Here is a 6,034-nt window from a genome sequence, read left to right on the forward strand (position 1 = left end):
CTGCATAATACCCCACCCCCGCCCGTTACAACCGCTACCTTGCCTTTTAAACTTGGATGGATCGGGAGCATGCCTTCTCACCTTCCTGCTTCTTTTTTTCGTTCTCCAAACTATCCCAAATGCCCAGCAAGTACATAATGCCAAGCGCCCGGTCGTACAACCCGTAACCTGGACGAGCTTGTTCCCCCCAAATCATCCGGCCATGATCTGGTCGAATGTACCCTTGAAAATCAGCTTCATGCAACGCTTTCACGATCTCGCATATATTCAACGAACCGTCGCAACTGCGATGAGACGTTTCCTCAAAATCGCCGTTCGCGTGAATTTCGACATTCCGGACGTGGGCAAATGGTACTCGTCCCATTCGCAAAAAGTGGCGGAAAATGTCCGGAACATCGTTGGCCGGATTGGCTCCAAGCGATCCGGAGCATAATGTCAACCCGTTCGCCGGGCTGTTGACCATATGAACGATTCGATCCAAATTCTCCTTATTGGTCGCAATCCGCGGCAATCCGAACACCGACCAGGGCGGATCATCAGGATGGAGAGCCATCCGAACGCCCCACTCTTCCGCTACTGGAACGATTTGTTCCAAAAAGTAACGCAAATGATCAAATAGATCATCTTCGGTTACCCCTTTATATAGCGAAAAAAGAGGCTTGATTGTTTTCAAGCGTTCCGGTTCCCATCCCGGAAGCAAAAACCCGTTCGCTCCGCTTTCAATGCGGCGGATCATTTCCTCCGGATCGATTTGTTCAATCTTTTGTTTCTCATAGGCGAGCACCGTCGACCCGTCAGGCCGCCTTTTGGCTAAATCAGAACGGGTCCAGTCAAAAATCGGCATAAAGTTGTAACAAATCACTTTCACTCCTGCTCTCGCCAAGTTGCGAATCGTTTGTTTATAGTTTTCAATATATCGATCTCGCGAGGGTAAACCAAGTTTAATATCTTCGTGGACGTTGACGCTCTCAATGACTTCAAGATGAAATCCTTTTTCATTTACCTGCCGTTTGAGTTCCAATATATCATCAAGCGGCCATACTTCACCGACTGGAATATGATATAGAGCTCCAACGATTCCTTCAACTCCTGGAATTTGCCGAATATGATCTAATGAAACAGTATCATGTTCCTTTCCGAACCAGCGAAACGTCATTTTCATTCTGATCTCATCCCCCACTCACGCCGACTTGAAAGTATTGTTTCGCGTTGAAGTAACATACATCTTGAACGATTTTCCCTAAAAAATCATAGTCTTGCGGCACCTCTCCTTTTTCAATCCATGAACCGATCAAATTGCATACAATTCTGCGAAAATACTCGTGGCGTACATAAGACACAAAACTCCTTGAATCGGTCAACATTCCGACAAACGTGCTGAACACACCGACATTGGCAAGATCCGTCAAGTGTCTGATGATGCCATCTTGATGATCATTGAACCACCAAGCTGCGCCAAATTGAACTTTCCCTTTTACTCCTTCTGATTGAAAATTGCCGACCGTTGAGGCGACAATATAGTTATAAGCAGGGTTTAATGTGTACACAATCGTTTTTGGCAGTTGATCGCGACACTCTAGCTCATTAAGAAAGGCATTTAACGGCTGGGCAAGGAAAAAGTCATGAATCGAATCATATCCTGTATTCGGACCAAGACGCTGAAACATCTTTTCATTTGTATTTCGAATCGAACCGATGTGCAGCTGCATCACCCAACCAAGCGAGTGGTACAATCGGGCTAAGAAGCATAAAGTGAAAGTTTTATATTTTTCCTCCTCCTCACGGCTGAGGACAAATCCATTTTTTCGTTTTTGAAAAATATCGTTTGCTTCCTTCCATCCGCATTCTGAATACGGCATCGATTCTAAGCCGTGATCAGCCATCCGGCATCCTTTCTCGTGAAAATAACGCACTCGGCTTTCAATGGCTTGCAGCAGCTGATCGTAATCATGAATCGGCAGGCCAGCTGCTTCCCCTAGCTTTCCCACATAGTCTAAAAACGAAGGGCGGTTGATTTCAATGACTGCATCAGGACGAAAAGACGGAACAATCTTTACTAGAAATGATGGATCTTGGGCAATTGCTTGATGATCAGCTAAATCATCGAGCGGATCGTCCGTTGTCCCAATCCACTCCACATTAGATTTGACCATGAAAGAGCGGGCTGAGAATCCTTCCTGTCTCAATAAATCATTGCAATGATTCCAAATTTCACGCCACGTCCGCTCATTCAGAAGGGCATCCACTTGAAAATAGCGTTTTAACTCTAAATGCGTCCAATGATAGAGTGGATTCCCGATGCAATACGGCACCGTTTTCGCCCATGCTTGAAACTTTTCCTCAGGGGAAGCGTTTCCTGTAATATATTTTTCTTCGACTCCCAGCGCCCGCATCGCCCGCCATTTGTAATGATCCCCCTCGAGCCAAAGCTCCGTCATATCATGAAACCGCCTGTCTTCCGCAATCTCTTTTGCGCTCAAATGGCAGTGATAATCAATAATCGGCAACGATTTCGCATAGTCATGGTATAACACTTCGGCATGCTTGTTTTGCAACAAAAAATTTTCATGAATGAACGGCTGCACACTGTCTCCCTCCCGCAAAGCGAAACTTCCAACAACTTATACAAAATAATGAGGATACTGCCTTTTTAGTACGTCTTTTTCAATTTCGACAAGCCGCAAATGCTCTTCCATCACCTGACGCACTTTCTCTGCTTCTTTATTCGCAATTAACCGATAAATTTGCTTGTGATGGGAAATAATAATGTCCCAATCAAGATCGGATGATAGTCTCAGTACACGCAAACGATTGAAATGACTGTTTAAACTTTGCACCATTTTCCACGAGCGCGACATTCGGCAGCCATCGTAAATGAGCTGATGGAACTTTTCATCAAGCTCAAACAACTCAAGAAAATTTCCTTTTTCGGCACACAACTCTTGCATCGCAATATTCTTCTCCATTTCAAATAGATGATCTTGACGCAATTTCGTACAAGCTAAAACGGCCACTTCTTTCTCGACAACCTCGCGGATAAAGCGCCCTTCCTCCACATGTTCCAAGTTGATGCGCGAAACAATGGTTCCGCTTTGCGGAATAATATCAAGCAATTCTTCTTGCGCCAGTTTGAGAAATGCTTCCCGCACCGGGGTGCGGCTAATATGCAATTGCTCAGCAATTTCCTTTTCGGAAATTTTTGTTCCTGGTTCCAACTCAAGGCGCAAAATCTTTTCCTTTAGCATCTCGTACAACTGGTCGCGCGCCGAACCTCTGACAGAACTTTTAATTTGTTGGCTTTGTTGGGCAGTAAAGATCACCTTGCGATTCCCCTTTTTCTTATATACTAGTATGGCAGTGATAAAGTACATCCATGATCATGCGTTTTCTTCCAATGTAGGAAAGAACATATTTCCTGTCAAATTTCTCAGCGATTCATTCACCCGCATTCTCTCCCCTCACCTTGTGCACAATCGACATCCATTGAGCTGCCCGTTCGGCAATAATCTTCCACTGATCGTTTTCCAATGCCCCTTCAACCTTCACTAACGAGTTCCCGACACCGATGGCATCCACTCCCGCTTTTATATACTCTCCAGCCGTTTTCAGATTGATTCCTCCAGTTGCGATGAGGGGGATGTGGGGAAGCGGCTCCTTTATGCTTCGAATATAGTTTGGCCCAAACACATGAGCAGGAAATACTTTCACCATATCAGCCCCGTGCTGAAAAGCATTCACAATTTCGGTCGGCGTCAATCCTCCTGCGATACTGACAACGCGATTTTGTTTTGCCGCCTGAATCACATCAATAGAAAGGAAGGGAGAAACGATAAACCGCGCCCCAGCTGAAATCGCCCTCTGTGCTGTTTCAGCGTCCAGCACCGTTCCCGCACCGATCAACATATCTTTCAGTTCCCTTGCAGCCTTTTCCAACGCGGCCAAAGCCCCAGCTGTTTCCATCGTAATTTCCATGATTGGAATGCCTCCCTGCCGCAAAGCCAATGACAGCGGAAGAACAGTATCAACCGTCGCACCGCGGACGACTGGAATGATGCCAATCTCTCGAATCATTTGGACTACCTTCATGTAGGTTCATCTCCTTTATCGCGTAACATCTTCCCGTCGCTGATTTATCAAGCGCTCGACGTCATCGCGTTCCGGCATGCCATCAGCATCCCCCTCGACCATTGTCACAAGCGCGCCAACTGCATTCGCTCGCTGCACCGCTTCTGTTAAACGAAGTCCTTCAAGCAGTCCGGATAGCAGCCCAGCTGCAAACCCATCCCCAGCACCGACAGGGTCGATTACCCTTTCAACAGGAAACCCTGGAACATACTCATGATGCGCATTCGTAAAATAATGGGCACCATTTGCGCCTAGTTTAATGACAACAAGCGAGGCGCCCATGTCAAGCAGCCGGCTTCCCCATTCCTCAACCGAATGTTTTCCGAATAAAAACGATGCCTCAGCTTCTCCAGGGAGAACCACATCTGATTCAGCTGCCATGCGAAGCATCACTTCCTTGGCCCGATCCGCTTCATTCCATAGTTTCAACCGCAAATTCGGATCAAAAACGATTTTCACCCCATGACGGCGAGCCATCGCCATGGCGGCAAAGACCGTATCACGACAATTTTCGCTTAACGCCGGAGTGATTCCCGTAATATGCAAATACTTTGCCTCCGCGATATATTTCTCATCCAAGTCGGCAGGCGTCAGCCTGCTCGCCGCTGATCCTTTGCGATAGTAATATACCCGCGTATCGTTTAGACGTCTTTGTTCCTTAAAGTAAATGCCGGTCGGCGCTTCCCCATCCATTTTTACCCGGCTGACATCCACTCCCTCACCTTTCAGGAAAGACAAAATCGCCTTTCCAAACTCATCGCTTCCGACCTTGCTGATCCATCCTACACGATGGCCTAATCGAGCAAGGCCGACAGCGACATTGGATTCCGCTCCGCCAATCCGCATAGTAAAGGTGGTCGCCTGTCTCATCAAGCCGACACTTGTTGATGTAAATACGGCCATCGATTCGCCAATGGTGACTACGTCCATCTCGTCCCTCCAAAACCATTTTGGTAATCTTTCATGAAGAATACGATGTTATTTCACCATCATCTAAGCCGACATATGTGCTTGTCTCATCTCGAACTTGCTCAATCTCGATTAATGTCACCTCGTTTTTTGATAGGACAATAGATAAATGAATCACACCGTCCGTTGCCCGTCTCTGCTCCGTCATCACATGAGGCTGCGCCACTTGACGCAACGTTTCCACCGCTTGACGGCTTGGAAAACGGGGACGCCCCATCTGTTTCCAAACTCTCCACGCGTTCCCGTACTGCTCATTGACGATTTGCCGCTTGATAAAAACAGCGGAAAATGAAACTGGAATCACCAGCTGCACTTCTTTTGTCAATCCTTCTCCTTTTTCCATCACTAAATTCCAAAGCACTGCGGCAATCGATCCATCTTTCCGCCTTGTCACAATCATCTCTCCGTCACGATACAACAGTTCGTCGCCTAGAGCATTAAAGAATGTAAACGCATGAAATGTCGGTTTGGGAATCGAGTGAAGCGCAACTAGACCGAACCCACCGTGAAACAACGCCTTCGGAACGTCCATTTCTTCAAACACATCGCTGAACGTCCAATATGAAAACGAGTCGACGTAATCTCCCCCCTCACTTAAAATACGGGCAATGTATGCTGCATTGAGCGCCGTATCATGAACCGGGTTGATGGGGCTGTACGATGTATTATATTCGGTAATATGCAATGGCAAATGCGGAAACGGAGACTGGCGAATCAAGGCGCGCACCGTTTTGAATTGCTCCAACATATCTTCTGGCGGCTCAAGCTCTTGATAGTAATATTCAAACGTTTTCTTATGCGGCGCCTTCGATGTATAGGCATGGCGGCTGACAAAATCAACAGGCACCCTCCGTTCGGCGCAAAAGTGGAGAAAATCCGTAATCCATTCATCGCTTCCTCCGCAAATGGCCGGTCCCCCAACTTGCAAATGAGGATCAAC

Annotated in this window: 5 protein-coding genes and 1 pseudogene; all 6 read right to left on the reverse strand. The window is 46.9% G+C overall.

Features of this window, described 5'->3' with window-relative positions; all coding sequences use genetic code 11:
• Positions 1-46: 46 nt before the first annotated feature.
• Entirely contained in the window at positions 47-1,162 is a 1,116-nt protein-coding gene (uxuA, locus tag VU18_RS16665) for a mannonate dehydratase (protein WP_021321582.1), read from the reverse strand.
• A 7-nt stretch (positions 1,163-1,169) separates the two neighbouring features.
• Entirely contained in the window at positions 1,170-2,585 is a 1,416-nt protein-coding gene (gene uxaC / locus VU18_RS16670) for a glucuronate isomerase (protein ID WP_047758609.1), read from the reverse strand.
• Positions 2,586-2,621: 36 nt separating this feature from the next.
• A complete protein-coding gene (locus VU18_RS16675; protein WP_013145193.1) occupies positions 2,622-3,320 on the reverse strand; it encodes a GntR family transcriptional regulator in 699 nt (232 codons plus the stop codon).
• 115 nt (positions 3,321-3,435) lie between these two features.
• Complete coding sequence (locus VU18_RS16680; RefSeq protein ID WP_023633598.1) at positions 3,436-4,086, reverse strand: bifunctional 4-hydroxy-2-oxoglutarate aldolase/2-dehydro-3-deoxy-phosphogluconate aldolase; 651 nt, start codon at positions 4,084-4,086, stop codon at positions 3,436-3,438.
• Positions 4,087-4,101: 15 nt separating this feature from the next.
• Positions 4,102-5,055 (reverse strand): sugar kinase, encoded by a 954-nt coding sequence (locus VU18_RS16685; RefSeq protein WP_047758610.1) that lies wholly within the window; start codon positions 5,053-5,055, stop codon positions 4,102-4,104.
• 31 nt (positions 5,056-5,086) lie between these two features.
• Positions 5,087-6,034, reverse strand: a pseudogene (locus tag VU18_RS16690) (xylan 1,4-beta-xylosidase); the annotation flags it as partial.

It is taken from the genome of Geobacillus sp. ZGt-1 (assembly GCF_001026865.1).
Lineage (GTDB): Bacteria > Bacillota > Bacilli > Bacillales > Anoxybacillaceae > Geobacillus > Geobacillus thermoleovorans.